Consider the following 17865-nt stretch of genomic DNA (forward strand, 5'->3'; position numbering starts at 1 on the left):
GTTATCCGCCAGGGATGGGGTCATAGCGCCCCGCGAAGATTTGCCGCCGGCCATGACATATCAAGCGATGAAAGAAGGCGCCCTATGGGGCGCCTTCTTTGCGTTCGGCGTGAGCCCGGCCGGGCTCAGGAGAAGGCCTTCTCCAGCGCGAAGCGCGGCGTCACTTCCCCGTCCACCTCGACCGTCTCCATGAACATGCCCAGCGGGCGCACCCACAGGCCGTACTCGCCGTAGAGCGCGCGGTAGGTCACCAGCGTCTCCTCGGTCTCGCTGTGACGGGCCACGCCGATCACCTCGTAGAGCGGGCCCTTGTAGTGGCGGTAGATGCCGGGCACGGGATGCGAAACGTCCATGAGTCTCTCCAGGGAATTCAGCGGGATGAGGCGGCGTCGCGGGCCAGCCGCGCCAGGGTGCGCGAGGCGGCCACGAAGCCGAAACTGCCGGTGACGAAGGTCGCCGCGCCGAAGCCCGAGGCGCAGTCGAGGCGGGTGGCCTCGCCGGCGGCGGGCTTGGCGTGGCAGACCTCGCCGTCGGCGCCGGGGTAGACGAGCTGCTCGTCGGAGTAAACGCACTCCACCGAGAAGCGTCGCTTCGGGTTGCGCGAGAAGCCGTGGTCGCGCCGCAGCCGCGAGCGGACCTTGGCCAGCAGCGGGTCGTGCTCGGTGCGCGTCAGGTCGGCCACCCGGATGCGCGTCGGGTCGGTCTGGCCGCCCGCCGCGCCGGTCACGGTGATCGGCAGCTTGCGGCGCTTGCACCAGGCGATCAGCGCCGCCTTGGCCACCACGCTGTCGATGGCGTCGATCACGTGGTCCAGGTCCTCGGGCAGCCGCTCGGCCAGGTTGGTCGGGGTCACGAAGGCGGTGTCCGCCACCACCTCGATGCCGGGCTGGATGGCCCGGCAGCGCTCGGCCAGCACCTCGACCTTGGGCCGGCCGACGGTGCCGTCCAGGGCGTGCAGCTGGCGGTTTACGTTGGACACGCAGACGTCGTCGAGGTCGATCAGCGTCAGCTTGCCGATGCCGGAGCGGGCCAGGGCCTCCACGGCCCAGCTGCCGACGCCGCCGACGCCGATCACCGCCACGTGGGCGTGGCGGAAGCGTTCCAGGGCGCGGGCGCCGTAGAGGCGGCGGATGCCGCCGAAGCGCAGCTCGTGGTCGTCGGTCTCGAGGGAGGCGGGGCTCGGGAAATCGTTCATGGCAGTTCACATGGCTCGGCGGAGGGGGCGCGGCGATTGGTGGGCAGGTGGCCCGCCCAGCCGAAGCGCCGGAACAGCGCGGTCATGGGCGCATCCAGGGCGCAGCCCAGGTCCAGGCGCCGGCCGTCCACCGGGTGGTCGAGGCTCAGGCCCACGGCGGCCAGCAGCAGCCGCGGGCAGTCGAGTCGGTCGGCGAAGAAGCGGTTGTGCACGCCCTTGCCGTGCTTGGCGTCGCCGATGATCGGGTAGCCGCGCTGGGACAGGTGGCGACGGATCTGATGGCGCCGCCCGGTCAGCGGGCGCGCCTCCATCAGCGAGTAGCGGCTGGTGGGGTAGCGATCGACCCGCACCGGCAGCTCGACGCTGTCCAGGCGCCGCACCTCCGTGACGGCCTCCATGGCCGGCATCTCGGCCTTGGGGCGACGGCCGTCCTCCTCGCGCAGGGCGTACTCCAGGCGCTCGGCGTCCGGGCCAGTGCCGCGCACCACGGCCAGGTAGCGCTTGGCCACGCGATGCTGCTCGAAGGCCTCGCTCAGGCGGCGGGCGACCTCGGGCGACAGCGCGAACACCATCAGCCCCGAGGTGGGGCGGTCCAGGCGGTGCACCGGATAGACCCGCTGGCCCAGCTGGTCGCGCAGGGTCTGCAGCAGGAAATGGCGCTCGCCCCGGGCCAGGGCGCTGCGATGCACCAGCAGCCCGGCCGGCTTGTGCACGGCGACCAGGTGCTCGTCGTGATGGAGGATGGGCAGCGGTTCGGTCATCGGGCGGCTCGGGGATGCGGCGAGGGCGCCCATTGTCGCCGCGCGGCGGGCGGATGTCATCCGTCGTGCTCTGCTCCGGCGCGGCGAAATATGGCAAGCTGAGGCGAGTTCCCCGACTCGCGAGACGACCATGAGCGACGACTCCCGCCCCCACCTGGTGGTGCTGACCGGCGCCGGCATCAGCGCCGAGAGCGGCATCCAGACCTTCCGCGCCGCCGACGGCCTGTGGGCCGACGAGCCGGTCGAGGCGGTGGCCACGCCGGAGGGCTGGGCCCGGGACCCGGCGCGGGTGCTGCGCTTCTACGACGCGCGCCGCGAGCGGGTGCGGCGGGCGCGCCCCAATGCCGCCCACCTCGCCCTGGCCGAGCTCGAGGCGGACGGTTTTCGGGTCAGCGTCGTCACCCAGAACATCGACGACCTTCACGAGCGGGCCGGCTCGCGCCACGTGCTGCACCTGCACGGCGAGATCCTGATGGCGCGCTCCAGCGTCGACCCGGCGCTGCGCTATCCGCTGCCCCGGGGCGGCATCCGCCTGGGCGATGTGTGCGACAAGGGCGGCCAGCTGCGTCCCGACGTGGTGTGGTTCGGCGAGGCCGTGCCGGCCTATCCCGTGGCCTGCGACATCGTCGCCGAGGCCGACCTGCTGCTGGTGGTGGGCACCTCGCTGGCGGTGATGCCGGCCGCGATGCTGCTCGACGAGGCGCCGTTCGGCGCGCCCTGCGCGCTGGTCGACCCCGAGGCCGAGGCCCTGGCGCCGCGCGGGGTGACGAAGATCGCCCGGCCCGCCGGCGAGGGCGTGCCGGCGCTGGTGCGCCACTGGCGCGAGTCGGGGCGGCTCGCGATGCCGGAGGCCTGAGGCTCGCCTCAGAGGGGCGGGCCAGGGCGTGATAGAATGCCGGCCCTATTGCTGCTTCCTTACCTCACCTCCGGCCCGACGACTCATGCAGGACGACCCCCAACGCCCCGACCACGCCGACGTGGACCCCGCCACCGGACATTCGCGGCCGCCGCGGCGCGAGTTCAAGGCCCGCGGCAGCTTCGTGCGCCGCTGCGAGACCTGCAACCTGCCGGCGCTGAACTGCCTGTGCCCCTACAAGGTGACGGCGGACAGCCGCACCCGGGTCTGGCTGATCACCCATCCGCTGGAGCACTACAAGCCCACCAACACCGGGCGGTTGATCCGCGACGTCCTGCCGACCACCGAGGTCTTCACCTGGTATCGCACCGAGCCGGACGAACGGCTGCTGGCGATGCTCGCAGACGAGCGCTACGCGCCCTTCGTGATCTTCCCCGACGATCAGGCGGACTACGCCCACCGGGTGGTCGGCATGGAGCGCGTGGCGGCACGGCAGGAGGAGGGGCGGATTCCGGTGTTCGTGATCCTCGACGGCACCTGGCGCCAGGCGCGGCGCATCTTCCGCAAGAGCCCCTATCTGGCCGAGCTGCCGGTGCTGCCGCTCGCCACCGAGCGGCTGACCCGCTACCGGCTGCGCAAGCCGGCCTCCGAGGCGCACCTGTGCACCGCCGAGGTGGCCGCGGAGCTGCTGCGCCAGGCCGGTGACGGGGAGGCCGCCGAGCGGCTCGACGACTACTTCGACGTGTTCAACGACAGCTACGCCGCCAGCCGACGCCACGGCAAGATCGAGACGCCGACGCCGGCCATGCGGCGGCTGCGGGCGGCCCGGGAAGACGAGGCGTAGCGATCAGGTGGAGGCGGGAGGCTCTTCCAGGGCGCCGGGCTCCCGCTGCAGGCGCTGGTCGATCAGGTCGATGGCCGCCAGCAGCGCCTCGAGCTGGTCGTCGCTGAGGTCGCTGAGCAGTTCCCGCTCGACGCCGAGCAGCTCCTGCTGCAGGGTGGCCACGGCCTCGCGCCCCGCCGGGGTCAGGAATACCCGCTTGGTGCGGCGGTCCTGCTCGTCGCTCACGCGCTGGACCTGGCCCTTGGCCTCGAGGCGGTCCAGGTGGCGCACCAGGCTGGAGCCCTCCATGCCGACGCGCTTGGCCAGCGCCTTCTGGCTGAGGCCGTCGCCGCCGGCCCCGAGATGGACCAGCGGCGCCCAGCTGGTGTCGCCGTGGCCGGCCATGGCCATGTGATGATCGAGGGCGCGCCGCCAGCGGCGCGAGACGGTGGAGAGCCGGATGCCGAAGCGCTCTCGGGCGTTGGGTGCAGTCATGGCGTCAATGTTTCGTTGCTAATTATTGATCTCGAACGTATCACGCTTTCCCCACCCGCGGCCACGCTTTTGCCGTCATCCGAAGGTGGCCATTGCCCACGGCCCGGCGACCGACGACCATAGGGCCGCGGTCGACGGCGCCCGAGACGCCGACGGGGCCGCGCGATCCCATCACCATGGATCGCCAATAACTAACTCCCCATGCAAGGACACGTCATGCACTTCTTCGAGCGCTTCAATCGTCTCTTCCCCGTCTGGGCGGTGCTGCTGGCCGTGGTGGCCGCCTTCCAGCCGCAGCTCTTCACCGGCCTGGCCGGCAGCATCAAGACGCTGCTGGTGGTCATCATGTTCGCCATGGGCCTGACGCTGTCCAAGGCCGACTTCGCCCGGGTGGTGAAGTCGCCGGCGCCGATCGCCGTGGGCGTGGTGCTGCAGTTCCTGATCATGCCGCTGGCGGCGCTGGCGATCTCGCGGCTGCTGGGGCTCTCCGATGCCCTGACCATCGGCATGGTGCTGGTCGGCGCCACCGCCGGCGGCACCTCCTCCAACGTCATGACCTGGCTGGCCGGCGGCCGGGTGGCGCTGTCGGTGTCGATGACCATGGTCTCGACCCTGCTCTCGGTGGTGGCCACGCCGCTGCTGACCCTGCTGCTGGTCGGCGAGAGCGTCGACGTGCCGGTGGCGGGCATGCTGACCAGCATCGCCCAGCTGGTGGTGGCACCGATCCTGATCGGGGTGATCGTCAATCACTGGCTGGGCGAGCGCATCGCCCGGGTCGAGCCGGCGCTGGCGAGCCTGGCGATGCTGGCCATCGTGGTGATCATCGCCATCGTGGTGGCGCTCAACGCCGGGCGCCTGGCGACCCTGGGGCCGGTCGTGGCGCTGGCGGTGATCGCCCATAACGCCATCGGCCTGGCCGGCGGCTACGGCCTGGCCCGGGCGCTGCGCTTCGACGAGCGCACCGCGCGCACCATCGCCTTCGAGGTGGGGCTGCAGAACTCCGGGCTCGCCGTGGCCCTGGCCAACCAGTTCTTCAGCGCCACCGCGGCGCTGCCGGGTGCGCTGTTCTCGGTGTGGCACAATGTCTCCGGCTCGCTGCTGGCGGGCGCCTGGAAGCGTCGCCCGGCCGAGGAGGAGGCGGCGTCGGCACTGGCGTCGCGCTGAGTCGCGCCTCGCCGGCCGCGCCTCGCCGGCCGCGCCTCGCCGGCCGCGCCTCGCCGGCCGCACCTCGCCGGCCGCACCTCGCCGGCCGCAGCGTTAGGGCGGCAAAAGGGCCCCGGACAGCGATGTCCGGGGCCCTCGTCGTTGCCGGCGTGGCAGCGGCGTCAGCCGCCGAAGAGGGCGCCGGCGATGCGGAAGCCGGCGATCCAGGTCCCGGCGGCGGAACCCAGGGTCGCGGTCAGGAACACCAGCAGGGTGCGCGAGACCCGGTTGCGCCACCAGCCCTTCACCTCGGTGACGTCGTGGCGCAGGGTGGCGAAGTCGCGCACCTTGGGCTTGCGCATGGCCAGCTCGACCCCGGCGGCCACGAAGCCGGCACCGATGGTGGGGTTGAGTGAGGTCAGCGGGGCGGCGAACACGGTGGCGATCACCGTCAGCGGGTGGGCCAGCGCCACCAGGGTGGCGGCACCCGAGAGCACGCCGTTGATCAAAAACCACTCGGCCACCAGCTGCCAGCCGAGCTCGGTGTTGCGCGAGAAGCCGATGGCGAAGCCGGTCAGCACCAGGGCGGTGATGATCCAGGGCAGCGCCTTCCACGCCTTGGAGGGCGGCGGCGTGGCCTCGAGCGTCTCGCGCTCCGGCGTCGGCGCCTCGGGCAGCGGCTGCTCGAGGTGCTCGGCCATGCCCTTGAGGTGGCCGGCGCCGATCACCACCAGCACGTGGCGATAGCGCCCCGGCGGGCACTGCTCGGCCAGGCGCAGCGTCATGTAGCGGTCGCGCTCGCTGATCAGCGGCGTGTAGAGGGTCTCGGACTCGCTGGCGAACTCGCTGAAGGTGGACTCCAGCACGTCGCCTTCCTTGAGCCGCTCGATGTCGGCCGCGGAGACGTCCTGTCGCGACAGCACGCCGCCGAGCAGCCCCGAGAACAGCGAGAAGCGCTGCCACCAGGGCACGTTGTGGTAGATGCGCTTGAGGGTCACGCCGACGTCGCGGTCGATCAGCAGCAGCGGCAGCCGGCGCTCGCGGCTGGCCTCCAGGGCGGCCCGCATCTCGGCGCCGGGCTCGATGCCGGACTGCTCGGCGACGCGCTGCTGGAAGGCGCCCAGCGCCAGGCTGGCGGCGACCATGCCGGCCTTGCCCTGGCGGAAGATCTGGAACAGGTCCTGCTCGCCCAGGGCATCGGGATTGGCCAGGTTCTGATGACGCGAGTCGCACAGCTCGATGGCCACGGCGTCGAACTCGCCGGAGTCGATCAGCGCGCGCACCTCGGTGGCGCTCTCGGCGGAGACGTGGGCGGTGCCCAGCAGGGTATAGCGGGTCTCGCCCACCTGGAGAGTGCGGTGCGGACCGCCGCCGGCGGCCTGCTCGCGATCGACGGTCGCGGTGTCCTGGGAGTCGGTCATGGACGCTCGAGTCTGAAGGGTGAAGGCTCGATTATCCACGAAGCCCGCCGGCGGGCCAAACCCGCCGCGGGCGCTTGCACCGGCTTTGCTACTTGCGCCAGAACATCGGCGTGAACAGCACCAGCACCGTGAGGATCTCCAGGCGGCCCATCAGCATGCCGATGCACAACAGCCACTTGGCGGCGTCGGGCAGGGGGCCGAAGTTGCCGGCCGGGCCGATGATCTCGCCGAGCCCGGGGCCGACGTTGGCGACCGCGGTGACCGCGCCGGACAGGGCGGTGACCAGGTCCAGGCCCAGCAGCGACAGCCCCAGCGCCAGCCCGGCGATGGTCAGGAAGAAGAAGAACGAGAAGGCGATGACGCCGCGGGTCACGTCGTCGGTCAGCGGGTGACCGTTGTAGCGGGCGGAGAAGACGCCGTTGGCGTGCACCAGGAAGCGCAGCTGGTTGCGCAGCAGGATGGACGCGACCTGGAAGCGGAACACCTTCATGCCGCCGCTGGTGGAACCGCTGCAGCCGCCGATGAAGCTGAGATAGAAGAAGGCCACGGCGGACAGGCTGCCCCAGGCCGCGTAGTCGTCGGCGGCATAGCCGGTGGTGGTGACCACCGAGACGACGTTGAAGGTCACCTGGGTGAGGGCCTCGAAGGCGTCACGGCCCTGCCAGATGCGCCAGGCGGTGAGCATCAGGATGACCATCGCCAGCAGGCCCAGCAGGCCGCGCACCTGCTGGTCGTGCCACAGCGCCATGCGGGCGCCGCGCAGTACCCGGATGTAGATCACGAAGGGCAGCGCGCCGCCGAGCATGAACAGGCTGCCCATCCACATCAGGTGCGGCCGATCGGCGTAGGCGCCGAAGGAGGCGTCCGAGTTGGCGAAGCCGCCGGTGGCCACCGAGGTCATGGCGTGGACGATGGCGTCCAGTGGCGCCATGCCGCCCAGCCAGTAGCTTGCGACCGCGGTCAGGGTCATGCCGCAGTAGATCACCAGCGTGGCCTTGGCGATGCCACCGGTGCGGGGCATCACCTTGTCGGACCAGTCCGATGACTCGGTGTGGAACAGCCGCATGCCGCCGACCTTGAGGAACGGCAGGATGGCGATGCCCATCACGATGATGCCGACCCCGCCCAGCCACTGCATCAGGCCGCGCCACAGCTTGAGGCCGTCGGAGAGGTCGTCGATGTTGCTGAGGATGGTGGAGCCGGTGGTGGTGATCCCCGAGACCGACTCGAACACCGCGTTGGAGAACGACAGCTGGGTGGCGCCCAGCACCAGCGGCAGGCTGGCGAAGCCGCTGATCGAGACCCAGCTCAGCGAGGTCAGCACGAACATCTGCCAGGGCTTGAAGCTGACCTCCACCCGCAGGGTCGAGAGCAGTATCGCCGCCGAAGAGCCGATCATGATCAGGATCGACAGGCCGAACGCCATGGCGTCCACGTCGCCCTCCACCAGCAGCACCAGCCAGGGCACCAGCATGAAGGCCGCCAGCACCAGCCACAGCAGGGCCAGCACCTTGAACACCGGCGCCCAGTGGCGCACCCGCTGGATGGCCGTCCGCCTCGCCAGCAGGCTCACGAGTGCGCCTCCGCGGCGCGGGCGATCGGGCGGCGAACGGCGTCATCGAACGATGGCTGGTGTGTCATGCGGATTCCCTCGCGTGCTGGCTGGCGGCGGCTCAGAAGAAGGTCAGGCCGACCTGGAAGAGCCGCTCCACGTCGCGGATGCGGCGCTTGTCGATGACGAACAGGATCAGGTGGTCGCCGGACTGGATGACCACGTCGTCGTGGGCGATCAGCACTTCCTTGCCGCGCACCACGGCACCGATGGTGGTGCCCCGCGGCAGGTCGATCTCGCCGATGGCGCGGCCGACCACCTTGGACGACTGCTGGTCGCCGTGGGCGATGGCCTCGATGGCCTCGGCGGCGCCGCGGCGCAGCGAGTGCACGTTGACGATGTCGCCGCGGCGCACGTGGGTCAGCAGGCTGCCGATGGTGGCCTGCTGCGGCGAGATGGCGATGTCGATCTCGCCGCCCTGGACCAGGTCGACGTAGGCGGCGTTGTTGATCAGGGTGAGGACCTTCTTGGCGCCCATGCGCTTGGCCAGCATCGACGACATGATGTTGACCTCGTCGTCGTTGGTCAGCGCGCAGAAGATGTCGCAGTCCTCGATGTTCTCTTCCTCCAGCAGGCGCTTGCTGGTGGCGCTGCCGTGCAGCACCACGGTGCGGTCGAGACGCTCGGAGAGCTGGGTGCAGCGCTCGATGCTGTGCTCGACGATCTTGACCTGATGGCTGTGCTCGAGGTGTTCGGCGAGGCGCTCGCCGATGTTGCCGCCACCGGCGATGATCACCCGGCGGAAGTCGCGCTCGAGGCGCCGGAGCTCGCTCATCACCGCGCGGATGTCGCGGCGGTCGGCGATGAAGAACACCTCGTCGTCGGCCTCGATGACGGTGTCGCCGCGAGGGATGATCGGCCGGTTGCGCCGGTAGATGGCCGCCACCCGGGTGTCCACGCTGGGCATGTGGCGGCGCAGGAAGCCGAGCTCCTGGCCGACCAGCGGGCCGCCGTAGAAGGCCTTCACCGCCACCAGCTGGACCTGGCCGCCGGCGAATTCCAGCACCTGCAGCGCGCCGGGGTGCTCGATCAGCCGGCGGATATGGTCGGTGACCACCTGCTCGGGGCTGATCAGCACGTCGATGGGCACCGCCTCGTGGGCGAACAGCCCCTTGCGGGTCAGGTAGGCGGTGGCGCGAACGCGGGCGATCTTGGTCGGCGTGCGGAACAGCGTGTAGGCGACCTGACAGGCGATCATGTTCACCTCGTCGGAGTTGGTCACCGCGATCAGCATGTCGGCGTCCTCGCAGCCCGCCTGGCGCAGCACCATCGGGTAGGAGCCGGCGCCGGTCACGGTGCGGATGTCGAGCCGGGTATGAAGCTCGCGGAGCTTCTTGGCGTCGGTGTCCACCACCGTGATCTCGTTCTCTTCGTGCGCCAGGTGTTCGGCCAGGGTTCCGCCGACCTGGCCGGCGCCGAGGATAATGATCTTCATCGCGTGTCACAGTCCGCAGCAAGACGGACGGCGCCGCGCGAGCGCCGTCTCTGGGTGGGCGGCAAGCCTAAACCAGCCGTGAGGGGATGAACAGGGTCGAATGGCGCTCAGTCCAGGGTGAAGCCGACCTTGATCGTGACCTGCCAGTGGGCCACCCGGCCGTGCTCGATGTGGCCGCGGGTGTCGATGACCTCGAACCAGCGCATGCCGTGCAGGCTCTCCGAGGCCTTGGTCAGCGCGCCCTGCACGGCATCCTCGATGCTGGTCTCGGAGCTGCCGGTCAGCTCGATGTGCTTGTAGGTGTGGTTCATGGTGTCGTCCTCTGGCAGCGGGGAAATGGCACGCATGCCGGCGCGGGCGGCCCGGCCGGCATCCTCGGGCCGCTCAGTCGGCCCGCTTCCTCAGTCTGGCATAGAAGAAGCCGTCATGGCTGTCGGCGCTCGGCAGCAGCTGGCGGCCGGCGCCGGCGGGGCGGCCCCAGGCCACGCCTTCCGGGGTGGTCGCCTCGGCGTCCGGCGTGCGGGCGAGGAAGGCGGCGACCTGGTCGGCGTTCTCCTCGGGCAGCACCGAGCAGGTGGCGTAGAGCAGGGTGCCGCCCGGCGCCAGCAGCGGCCAGAGGTTGTCGAGCAACCGGGCCTGGAGCTCGGCCAGCTTGGCGATGTCCGAGTGGCGGCGCAGGCGCTTGATGTCCGGATGGCGGCGGATCACGCCGCTGCCGGAGCAGGGGGCGTCGAGCAGCACGGCGTCGAAAGGCGTGCCGTCCCACCAGTCGCGCCGGGTGGCGTCGCCGTGGGCCAGGTCGGCCTCCAGGCCGAGCCGCGACAGGGTGTCCTCGACCCGCGCCAGGCGGGTGTCGTCGCTGTCGATGGCCTGCAGGTCGACGTCGAACAGCTCGAGCAGGTGGGCGGTCTTGCCGCCCGGCGCGCAGCAGGCGTCCAGCACCCGGGCACCGGGGCGCGGGGCGAGCGTCGGGCCGAGCAGCTCGGCGGCGAGCTGGGCCGCCTCGTCCTGCACGCTGACCAGGCCTTCCTTGAAGCCGGGCAGCTGGCCGACGTCGCAGGGCTCGTCGAGGGTCAGGCCTTCGGGCGAGTGCAGGCACAGGCGGGCGCCGATGTCCGGCGCATCGAGGCGCTCGAGGTAGCTCTCGCGGTCGCCGTGGCGGCGGTTGACGCGCAGCGTCATCGGTCCCGGCAGGTTGTTGGCCTCGCAGATCGCCCGCCAGTCGTCCGGCCAGGCCTGGCGGAAGGCCTTCAGCCACCACTTCGGATGCAGCAGCGCCACCGCCGGGTCGCGGTCGACCTCGGCCTGCAGGGGGCCGGCCTCGCGCTGCAGGCGGCGCAGGCAGCCGTTGAGCACCCGGGTGGCCCAGGGCTTGTTGATCAGCCGCGCGGCGCCGGCGGTCTCGCCCACCGCGGCGTGGGGCGGGATACGCATGTAGAGCAGCTGGTAGATGCCCACCAGCAGCAGCGCCTGGACGTCGGCATCGCGGGTCTTGAACGGCTTGTCCAGCAGCTTGCCGGCGAGCGCCTCGAGGCGGCACAGGGCGCGGCAGCTGCCGAAGCACAGCTCCTTGAACAGGCCGCGGTCTCGAGAGACCACCTGATGGTCGTCGAGGCTGCTGAGCGAGCCGCGGCCGGTGATCACCGGCACCAGGGCGCGGGCGGCCGCGGCGCGCACCGCCTGGCCGTTGTCGGGAGAGCGGGAGGAATGGCGCGGCTGGTTCATGCGGATGTCTCCTGGTTCGGCCGGCCCAGGCGGCTGCCGGGCGCGAAGCGCTCCGCGCGAGCCTTGAGCAGCTCGCGCACGTCGAGGGGCTTGCCGCCGGGCAGCTGGGCCCGGGTGACGCGAAGGACCCGGTCGCCGCGCTCGCCGCAGGCGATGCGCAGGGCGTCGTCGTCATGGGGCAGCAGGGTGCCGGGTTCGGCGCCTTCGTCGCCGGGGGTGGGCTGGGCCTCGGCCATCAGCAGGCGCAGGCGGTCGTCGCCCAGCGCGCACCAGGCCACCGGCCAGGGGTTGAAGGCGCGGATGCGCGCGGCCAGGGCCTCGGCGTCCTCGCGGAAGTCCAGTTCGGCCTCGGCCTTGGACAGCTTGGCGGCGTAGGTGACGCCGTCCTCGGGCTGGGGCGTGGCCGCGAGGCCGTCGCCGGCCAGCGCGTCCAGCGTCTCGACCATCGCCCGCCCGCCCTGGGCGGCCAGGGCATCGTGCAGCGTGCCGCCGGTGGTGGCGGCGGTGATCGGCGTGCGGGCGATGCGCAGCATGGCGCCGGTGTCGAGCCCTTCGTCCATCTGCATGATGGTCACGCCGCTCTCGGCGTCGCCGGCCTCGATGGCGCGCTGGATGGGCGCGGCGCCGCGCCAGCGCGGCAGCAGCGAGGCGTGGACGTTGATGCAGCCGAGGCGCGGAGTGTCGAGCACCGCCTTGGGCAGGATCAGGCCGTAGGCCACCACCACCATGATGTCGGCCTCGAGGGCCGCCAGCTCGGCCTGGGCCTCGGGCGTCTTCAGCGACGCCGGCTGGTAGACCGGCAGCCCGTGCTCCTGGGCCAGCGCCTTGACCGGGCTCGGGGTCAGCTTGCGGCCGCGGCCGGCGGGGCGGTCGGGCTGGGTATAGACGGCGACGACGCGATGGGAGCTCGCCAGCAACGCCGCCAGGCTCTCGGCGGCGAAGTCGGGCGTGCCGGCGAAGATGACGCGCAGGGGTTGGGACATGGGTTTCGGGGCCTTGCCGGAATGAATGCCGCCCATGATAACGGAGCCGGGGCCAAACGACGAAGGCCGGCGCCCATCCGGGCACCGGCCTTCATGTCGCGAAGGGCATCGAGGCGGCTCAGGCCGGCTGGGTCAGCCGGTGGCGCTTCTGCATCTTCTTCATCACCCGGTCGCGCTTGAGCGGCGAGAGGTAGTCGACGAACAGCACGCCCTCGAGGTGGTCGTACTCGTGCTGGATGCAGTGGGCCAGCAGGCCGTCGGCCTCCAGCTCGTAGGGCCGGCCGTCGCGATCCAGCGCCTTGAGCCGGACCTTCAGCGCCCGTGGCACCTCGGCGTAGTACTCGGGCACCGACAGGCAGCCCTCCTGCATCGGCTCGCGCTCCTCGCCGATCGGGGTGTACTCGGGGTTGATCAGCACCAGCGGCGTGCTCTGATCCTCGCTGACGTCGATCACGATGACCCGACGATGCGCGTCCACCTGCGTCGCCGCCAGGCCGATGCCGGGCGCGGCGTACATGGTCTCGAGCATGTCGTCGACCAGCTGGCGCACCTCGTCGTCGACCGTCTCGACCGGGGCCGCCTTGGTGCGGAGCCGCTCGTCGGGGAATTCGAGAATGGGGAGTTTGGCCATGGCGTTGGTGTCACCGTTGTGCTGTCATTCGGAAATCACGACTATTCTAGAAGCCTGCGGCGTGCCGGGAAACCGCGCTTCGCGCATCGCATCAATAGCATCAGACTATACCACGATGGCGAGGTTCCCGGTGCCGCCGCGATCATCGGCCAGGGAGCAAGGGAATGAAGCAGATCGGACGCAGCGGGCTCGTGAAGCGCTGGCTGGGGGCACTGGCGCTGGGCGTGACGACGGTCGGTGCCGTCCAGGCGCAGGGGCTGACCTGGGACGACGGGCTGCGGGACGACGCCCCGGATCGCTATACCGTGGTGCGGGGCGATACCCTGTGGGGCATCTCCGGCCGCTTCCTGCAGCACCCCTGGCAGTGGCCCGAGGTGTGGCAGGCCAATCCCCAGATCGAGAACCCGCACCGGATCTATCCCGGCGACATCGTCACCCTGCATGACTGCGGTGGCCGGCCCTGCCTGGGGCTGGAGCGCGGCCAGGGCGTGGTGCGCCTGTCGCCCGAGATGCGCACCGTGCCGCGGCGCGAGGCCATCGAACCGATTCCGCTGGAGGCGGTGCGCCTGTTCACCCGCGAGCACCGGGTCATCGACGACCCCGAGACCCTCGCCGAGCTGGCCTACGTGGTGGGCGGCGACGACCGGCGGCTGATCAGCGGCGCCGGCGATCGCTTCTATGCCCGCGGCGAGGTGCCGGCCGGCGGCCGCGTCGGCATCTATCGCCCCGGCGAGCGCTACCTCGACGAGGCCACCGGCGAGGTGCTGGGCCTCGAGCTCGAGAGCGTGGGCGAGGCCCGCCAGAGGCGCCAGGAGGACGACATCGCGGTGCTCGAGGCCACCAAGGCCAGCCAGGAGATCCGCAACGGCGACATCCTGCTGCCGCTGGAGGACCGCGGCCTGGTCACCGCGTTCCAGCCGCGGGCGCCAAAGCGTCGGGTCGACGGCCGCATCCTCTCGGTGCCCGGCGGCGTGCGCTTCATCGGTCGGCTGCAGATGGTCGCGCTGGACCGCGGCACCCGCGACGGCCTGGCGCCCGGCCACGTGCTGGAGGTGGAGCAGCGCGGCGAGCTGGTCAGCGACCCGCGGACCGGCGAGATGCTGCGCCTGCCCGGCGAGGGCGCCGGCCTGGTGATGGTCGTGCGGCCCTACGACAAGATGAGCTACGGCCTGGTGATGCAGGCCTCGCGCACCCTGGCGGTGGGCGATCGCCTGCACACCCCGGGCGCCGGGCTGGACACGGCGCAGCGCTAGGCCACCACCATGCCGATGGCCAGAGAGTGGCTGCTGCTGTCGCGCCTGCCCGGCCTCGGGCCCGCGGGGCTGGCCGAACTCGCCGCCCGCGCCCCGGCCTGGCCCGAGGGCTGGCTGGCGGTGATGCCGGCCCCGGCGGCCAAGGCCCTGCGACTGTGGCTCGACCATCCCGCCAGGAGCCCGCTGACGGCCTCGCTCGACGCCGACGAGGCCTGGCTCGCCGGGGCCCCCGACCGGGCGCTGCTGCATCCCGATCATCCCGACTGGCCGGCGCCACTGGCCCAGATCGCCGATCCGCCGCCGGTGCTGTGGGCCTGGGGCGATCTCGGCGCGCTGGCGCCGCCGCGGCTGGCCATGGTCGGCACCCGCAAGCCGACCCGGGAGGGGCTCGCCAACGCCGCCGGCTTCGCCCGGGCGCTGGCCGAACGCGGCTGGGGCGTGGTCAGCGGCATGGCGCTGGGCATCGACGGTGCCGCCCAGCAGGCGGCGCTGGAGGCCGGCGGGCGCAGCGTGGCGGTGCTCGGCGGCGGGGTGGACGTCATCTATCCGGCCCGCCACCGCGCCCTGCACGAGCGGCTGCGCGGGCCGGGCGGCTTGCTGCTGTCCGAGCATCCGCCCGGCACCAAGCCCCACCCGGCCTTCTTCCCGCGCCGCAATCGCATCGTCACCGGGCTGTCCCGCGGCGTGCTGGTGGTGGAGGCCGCCGAGCGCAGCGGCTCGCTGGTCAGCGCCCGGCTGGCCGGCGAGCAGAGCCGCGAGGTGTTCGCCGTGCCGGGCTCGATCCACAACCCCCAGGCGCGCGGCTGCCTGGGGCTGCTGCGCGACGGCGCGGTGCTGGTGCGCGACGTCGACGACATCCTCGCCGAGCTGCCGGCCTGGAGCGCGCCGGTGGAGCCACCGCCCGTGCGAGCCGAGCCGGCGGCCGCCGCGGGCGCCGACGACCCGCTGCTGGCCTGGCTCAGCGATACCCCGACGCCGGTGGATGCCCTGGTGAACCTCACCGGACTGTCGGTGGCCGAGTGCCAGCGCCGGCTGCTGGCCCTCGAGCTGGAGGGGCGCGCCGGCCCCGCCGCCGGCGGCTGGGTGCGCCTGCCGGGCCCCGGGGGAGCGTGGTAGAATCCCGGCCCATGTCGGACACCGCCGGATCCTCCATCATGACCCAGGAAACCTCCCTCGCCGCCGCCGTGGCCGCCCTGCGCGCCGGCGGCGTGATCGCCTATCCCACCGAGGCCGTCTGGGGCCTCGGCTGCGACCCCGACGATGCCACCGCCCTGACCCGGCTCTTGGACCTCAAGCGCCGCGACCCGGCCAAGGGCGTGATCCTGGTGGCCGCGGATATCGCCCAGCTGGCGCCCTGGCTGGAGGGCCTCGACGACGCCCGCCGGCAGGCCCTCGCCGAGCCCCGCGACACGCCGACCACCTGGCTGGTGCCGGACAATGGCCGGGCGCACTCGCTGGTGCGCGGCGAGCACGACCGGGTGGCGCTCAGGATCAGCGACCACCCCCTGGTCGCCGCCCTGTGCCGTGCCTTCGGCGGCCCCATCGTCTCGACCTCGGCCAACCGCGCCGGCGAGCCCTCGGCGATGAGCGCCGACGAGATCCATGCCGTCTTTGGTGAGGGGGCCGGCGGCGAGCTCGATGCCGTGCTCGACGGCCCCCTGGGCGGCCACGACCGCCCCAGCACCATCCGCGACCTGGTCACCGGCCGCGTGCTGCGCGACTGACTCCCCGCTTCACTGCCGATCAAGGAGGCCCCGTGGCCTACGCCCATCTCGACCCCGTGAAGACCTATCTGCTCGACCTTCAGGACCGGCTGTGCGAGGCGCTGGCGGCCGAGGACGGCCAGGCGACCTTCCGCGAGGACGCCTGGGAGCGCGCCGAGGGCGGCGGCGGCCGCTCGCGGGTGATCGAAGACGGCGCCGTGTTCGAGAAGGGCGGCGTCAACTTCTCCCACGTCCACGGCGCGACCCTGCCGCCCTCGGCCACCGCCGCCCGGCCCGAGCTCGCCGGCCGCGGCTTCCACGCGGTGGGCGTGTCCTGGGTGCTGCACCCGACCAATCCCCACGTGCCCACCAGCCACGGCAACGTGCGCTTCCTGATCGCCGAGAAGGAAGGCGAAGACCCGGTGTGGTGGTTCGGTGGCGGCTACGACCTGACGCCCTTCTACCCGGTGCTCGAGGACGTGCGCCACTGGCACCGGGTGGCCCGGGACGCCTGCGCGCCCTTCGGCGACGACGTCTACCCGCGCTACAAGGCCTGGTGCGACGACTACTTCACTCTCAAGCACCGCGACGAGACCCGCGGCGTCGGCGGGCTGTTCTTCGACGACCTCAACGAGGGCGGCTTCAACGACTGCTTCGCCTTCCAGCGCGCGGTCGGCGACAGCTTCCTCGACGCCTACCTGCCGATCGTCCGGCGCCGCCGCGAGACCGCCTATGGCCAGCGCGAGCGCGACTTCCAGCTCTACCGCCGCGGCCGCTACGTGGAGTTCAACCTGGTCTGGGACCGCGGCACCCTGTTCGGCCTGCAGAGCGGCGGGCGCACCGAATCGATCCTGATGTCGATGCCGCCGCTGGCGCGCTGGGAATATGCCTGGACGCCGGAAGCCGGCAGCCCCGAGGCGGACCTCTACGACAACTACCTGGCGCCCAGGGACTGGCTGGGCGAGCAGGACAAGGAGAACCCGGCATGACGGACCGCTACTGCGTCTTCGGCCACCCGATCGGCCACTCGAAGTCACCGGCCATCCACGCCGCCTTCGCCGAGCAGACCGGCGAGGCGCTCGAATACACCGCCATCGAGGCGCCGCTGGACGACTTCGCCGGCGCCTGGAGGCGTTTCGTCGAGGCGGGCGGGCGCGGCGCCAACGTCACCGTGCCGTTCAAGGAAACGGCCTACCGGCTGTGCGACGCGCTCACTCCCCGGGCCGAGCGCGCCGGCGCGGTGAACACCCTGATCCTCGAGGCCGACGGCCGCACCCGGGGCGACACCACCGACGGCGCCGGCCTGGTCGGCGACCTCAAGCGCCGCGGCGTGACGCTTTCCGGCGCGCGCATCCTGGTGCTCGGCGCCGGCGGTGCGGTGCGCGGCGTGCTGGAACCGCTGCTCGCCGAGGCACCGGCGAGCCTGCACATCGCCAATCGCACCGCCGACAAGTCCGCCGGCCTGGCCGCGGACTTCGCGGATCTGGGCCGGGTGAGCGGCGGCGGCTTCGAATCGGTGGAAGGCCCCTTCGACGTGGTGGTCAACGGCACCAGCGCCAGCCTCGGCGGCGACCTGCCGCCGCTGCCGAACGACCTGTTCGCCCCCGGCGCCACCGCCTATGACATGATGTACGGCGCCGAGCCGACGGTCTTCCTGCGCTGGGCCGCCGAGCGCGGCGCGGGCACCATCGACGGCCTGGGCATGCTGGTGGGCCAGGCGGCCGAGTCCTTCTCTCTGTGGCGCGGGGTACGCCCGGACGTGGCCCCGCTGCTGGAGGCGCTGCGCCGGGCGCTGTAGCGCCACCATGCCGCGATCAAAAACGCCCCGA

The 17865-nt window shown here is 72.0% G+C and carries 19 protein-coding genes; 8 read left to right on the forward strand and 11 right to left on the reverse strand.

The window, feature by feature from the left end; translation table 11 throughout:
* Positions 1-125 precede the first annotated feature (125 nt).
* Genes FIU88_RS01890 through FIU88_RS01900 form a run of 3 tightly spaced genes read right to left on the reverse strand, consistent with a single transcriptional unit; the run spans position 126 to position 1956 of the window.
* Positions 126-353, reverse strand: a complete 228-nt coding sequence (locus FIU88_RS01890) for a DUF1653 domain-containing protein (protein ID WP_016855193.1) — start codon at positions 351-353, stop codon at positions 126-128.
* A 17-nt stretch (positions 354-370) separates the two neighbouring features.
* Entirely contained in the window at positions 371-1195 is an 825-nt protein-coding gene (gene tcdA, locus FIU88_RS01895) for a tRNA cyclic N6-threonylcarbamoyladenosine(37) synthase TcdA (RefSeq protein ID WP_016855192.1), read from the reverse strand.
* The gene (locus tag FIU88_RS01900; RefSeq protein WP_152477974.1) at positions 1192-1956 is read right to left on the reverse strand and encodes a pseudouridine synthase; all 765 of its coding nucleotides are present in this window, start codon (positions 1954-1956) and stop codon (positions 1192-1194) included. The genes tcdA and FIU88_RS01900 overlap by 4 nt, the downstream gene beginning before the upstream one ends.
* A 130-nt stretch (positions 1957-2086) precedes the next feature.
* Here FIU88_RS01900 and FIU88_RS01905 point away from each other — a divergent pair, with 130 nt between their 5' ends.
* On the forward strand, positions 2087-2812 hold the full coding sequence (locus FIU88_RS01905; protein WP_152477975.1) for an NAD-dependent deacylase: 726 nt from the start codon (positions 2087-2089) through the stop codon (positions 2810-2812).
* An 85-nt stretch (positions 2813-2897) separates the two neighbouring features.
* Positions 2898-3656, forward strand: coding sequence for a tRNA-uridine aminocarboxypropyltransferase (locus FIU88_RS01910; RefSeq protein ID WP_152477976.1), 759 nt, complete (start codon positions 2898-2900; stop codon positions 3654-3656).
* A gap of 3 nt (positions 3657-3659) precedes the next feature.
* Here the strand turns inward: FIU88_RS01910 and FIU88_RS01915 are convergent, their stop codons facing one another.
* Positions 3660-4130, reverse strand: coding sequence for a MarR family winged helix-turn-helix transcriptional regulator (locus FIU88_RS01915; RefSeq protein WP_152477977.1), 471 nt, complete (start codon positions 4128-4130; stop codon positions 3660-3662).
* Between the two features lie 216 nt (positions 4131-4346).
* Between FIU88_RS01915 and FIU88_RS01920 the strand changes: the two genes are divergently transcribed.
* On the forward strand, positions 4347-5294 hold the full coding sequence (locus tag FIU88_RS01920) for a bile acid:sodium symporter family protein (protein WP_016855187.1): 948 nt from the start codon (positions 4347-4349) through the stop codon (positions 5292-5294).
* 161 nt (positions 5295-5455) lie between these two features.
* Here FIU88_RS01920 and FIU88_RS01925 read toward each other — a convergent pair whose 3' ends face one another.
* From FIU88_RS01925 to def, 7 genes are all read right to left on the reverse strand, one after another.
* Complete coding sequence (locus FIU88_RS01925) at positions 5456-6694, reverse strand: TraB/GumN family protein (RefSeq protein WP_152477978.1); 1239 nt, start codon at positions 6692-6694, stop codon at positions 5456-5458.
* Between the two features lie 88 nt (positions 6695-6782).
* A complete protein-coding gene (locus FIU88_RS01930; RefSeq protein ID WP_237738444.1) occupies positions 6783-8261 on the reverse strand; it encodes a TrkH family potassium uptake protein in 1479 nt (492 codons plus the stop codon).
* 106 nt (positions 8262-8367) lie between these two features.
* A complete protein-coding gene (gene trkA, locus FIU88_RS01935; protein ID WP_016855184.1) occupies positions 8368-9741 on the reverse strand; it encodes a Trk system potassium transporter TrkA in 1374 nt (457 codons plus the stop codon).
* 107 nt (positions 9742-9848) lie between these two features.
* Positions 9849-10052: a dodecin gene (locus FIU88_RS01940; RefSeq protein ID WP_026068441.1), complete on the reverse strand. Its 204-nt coding sequence runs from the start codon at positions 10050-10052 to the stop codon at positions 9849-9851.
* Between the two features lie 73 nt (positions 10053-10125).
* Positions 10126-11466 (reverse strand): 16S rRNA (cytosine(967)-C(5))-methyltransferase RsmB, encoded by a 1341-nt coding sequence (gene rsmB, locus FIU88_RS01945; protein WP_152477979.1) that lies wholly within the window; start codon positions 11464-11466, stop codon positions 10126-10128.
* Positions 11463-12449, reverse strand: coding sequence for a methionyl-tRNA formyltransferase (gene fmt, locus FIU88_RS01950; protein WP_152477980.1), 987 nt, complete (start codon positions 12447-12449; stop codon positions 11463-11465). The genes rsmB and fmt overlap by 4 nt, the downstream gene beginning before the upstream one ends.
* Before the next feature lie 118 nt (positions 12450-12567).
* Positions 12568-13080, reverse strand: coding sequence for a peptide deformylase (gene def, locus FIU88_RS01955; protein WP_152477981.1), 513 nt, complete (start codon positions 13078-13080; stop codon positions 12568-12570).
* A gap of 164 nt (positions 13081-13244) precedes the next feature.
* Here def and FIU88_RS01960 point away from each other — a divergent pair, with 164 nt between their 5' ends.
* The 5 genes from FIU88_RS01960 to aroE are packed head-to-tail and all read left to right on the forward strand — an operon-like array spanning position 13245 to position 17834.
* Positions 13245-14333, forward strand: coding sequence for a LysM peptidoglycan-binding domain-containing protein (locus FIU88_RS01960; RefSeq protein WP_152477982.1), 1089 nt, complete (start codon positions 13245-13247; stop codon positions 14331-14333).
* Between the two features lie 9 nt (positions 14334-14342).
* Positions 14343-15449, forward strand: a complete 1107-nt coding sequence (gene dprA / locus FIU88_RS01965; RefSeq protein ID WP_152477983.1) for a DNA-processing protein DprA — start codon at positions 14343-14345, stop codon at positions 15447-15449.
* A 38-nt stretch (positions 15450-15487) separates the two neighbouring features.
* Positions 15488-16057: an L-threonylcarbamoyladenylate synthase gene (locus FIU88_RS01970; protein WP_253742678.1), complete on the forward strand. Its 570-nt coding sequence runs from the start codon at positions 15488-15490 to the stop codon at positions 16055-16057.
* 32 nt (positions 16058-16089) lie between these two features.
* Positions 16090-17025 (forward strand): oxygen-dependent coproporphyrinogen oxidase, encoded by a 936-nt coding sequence (hemF, locus tag FIU88_RS01975; protein ID WP_152477985.1) that lies wholly within the window; start codon positions 16090-16092, stop codon positions 17023-17025.
* Positions 17022-17834: a shikimate dehydrogenase gene (gene aroE, locus FIU88_RS01980; protein WP_152477986.1), complete on the forward strand. Its 813-nt coding sequence runs from the start codon at positions 17022-17024 to the stop codon at positions 17832-17834. Before hemF ends, aroE begins: the two co-directional genes overlap by 4 nt.
* Positions 17835-17865 lie beyond the last annotated feature (31 nt).

The sequence above is a fragment of the Halomonas sp. THAF12 genome (genome assembly GCF_009363675.1).
GTDB lineage: Bacteria > Pseudomonadota > Gammaproteobacteria > Pseudomonadales > Halomonadaceae > Halomonas > Halomonas smyrnensis.